The organism is Vibrio sp. Vb0937, from assembly GCF_033338855.1.
The window spans coordinates 1-1,588 of the sequence record NZ_JAWOTK010000145.1 but is presented as its reverse complement, the minus strand read 5'-3'; the positions used below and the strand labels follow the sequence as shown (position 1 = coordinate 1,588).

Sequence of the window (1,588 nt, the reverse complement as noted above, 5' to 3'; positions counted from 1 at the left end):
TGACATGCTGAAAACTACCAACAACCTCGCCATCGACTAACTCTACCGCACCAATTTCTATTGCACGGTCACCCAAAGTAGGAGAGAGACCTGTGGTTTCAAAGTCGAGTACGACCACAGAGTTTGCTTGAGGCATGAAGTTTTCCAGCTGAGTAATATTGCGCAAGAGTATTATTGAAAGCGCCAGAAAAAGAAAGGTGAATTCAACGGTGCTCCTTTATCTATTTGGATTCTACAAAGTCAGCCTTTCTGGTTCACAATGTATGGGCAGTAATAGGCAAGTCTATGGCTTTACCCGCTTGTTTCGTTATTCGCTTGGCGTTTTAAGTTCTCGATAAACGTCGGGATCTTCTTGGCTAAGTGTTTTCTTGAAGCGTAAAAGGCATACAGCACCAAATCTTCGGGTTCATATTCCAGTTCGATCACTTCCAGATCTCCTGATTCGATTTCTTCATGGCAAAACTCGACAGGTAGAATCGCAAACCCGAATCCTGCTAACGCGCCGGCTTTAGCAAGTTGCCCACTGTTGACCTTAAATGCAGATTTTACTCGTTGAGTTATCTGTTCTCCTTCTGAGTTTTTGAAAACCCAAGGCGTACCTTTCAATGCAGTAAAGCTGCTGATACAAGGAACGTGCTTCAAATCGGTAATTTTGAAAGGCCTCTGACGTGTGTGCAGTAGCTTAGGTGACGCGACCACAACACTGGGCCAACGCTTGATCTCTTTTGCAATCCAATTGCTGTCTTCAAGCTTGCCGCGGTGAAAACTTACGATAACGTCAAACCCATCGAGCAAGTCCTCTTTAGGGCTTAGGTTCGTCTCGCAATTCAATGAAATAGCAGGGTACTGAGCACAAAAAGAGACGACGGCTTTAGCTAGTTCTGGTGAATCTGGCATGACAACGTTGAGCTGCCCCATGACCTCACGAGAGTGTTGCGTCACTTCTTCAAGCGCATCATTCAGTTTGTCTAACAAAGGCTGCGTACGTAAATAAAGGTGCTCTCCAGCGTCTGTTGCACAGATTCGTCGAGTCGTTCTGTCGAACAAACGCACATCAAGCTGTTCTTCAAGTAACGCAATGTGGCGACTGACATTTGATGTCGGCAGAGATAAAAACTCGGCGGCTCTTTTAAAGCTGTTGTTCTCGTAGACACAATGGAAGCTTTTTAGCCATTGTTGATCAATTTTCTCAAGCATCTCCATTAATCCCATTTTGTTGAACTATAAAGCCAATAAGTTGCACTTTATTACTTAAAATAGGTTTATACAATGCGAGTTACTGTTGTTTGGGCATAAAGGTTTTCCAATGAGTTGGCTAGAAAAACTATTAGATAAAAAGAACATCATCAATACGCGTAAAGCGTCGATTCCGGAAGGCGTATGGACTAAGTGTCCGTCTTGTGACCAAGTGCTGTATCGCATCGCGCTCAAGGAAAACTTGGAAGTTTGTCCCAAGTGTCAACACCATTTGCGAATGTCTGCGCGACATCGTTTAGACAGCTTCTTGGACAAAGGTGAGCGTATAGAGCTTGCTAGCGAATATGAGCCGAAAGATCTGCTCAATTTTAAGGACAAGAAACGCTACAAA

At 44.0% G+C, this 1,588-nt stretch carries 2 protein-coding genes and 1 pseudogene; 1 reads left to right on the top strand and 2 read right to left on the bottom strand.

The window, feature by feature from the left end:
• Positions 1-136: exonuclease domain-containing protein (locus tag R7P67_RS23905; RefSeq protein WP_318086204.1), on the bottom strand; the 136-nt coding region annotated here is incomplete at its 3' end.
• A gap of 155 nt (positions 137-291) precedes the next feature.
• Positions 292-1,203 carry a LysR family transcriptional regulator gene (locus R7P67_RS23900; RefSeq protein WP_318086203.1) on the bottom strand — a complete coding sequence of 304 codons (912 nt, stop codon included), beginning with the start codon at positions 1,201-1,203 and terminating at the stop codon, positions 292-294.
• Positions 1,204-1,306: 103 nt separating this feature from the next.
• Between R7P67_RS23900 and R7P67_RS23895 the strand changes: the two are divergent.
• Positions 1,307-1,588: pseudogene (locus R7P67_RS23895) on the top strand (acetyl-CoA carboxylase carboxyl transferase subunit beta); the annotation flags it as partial.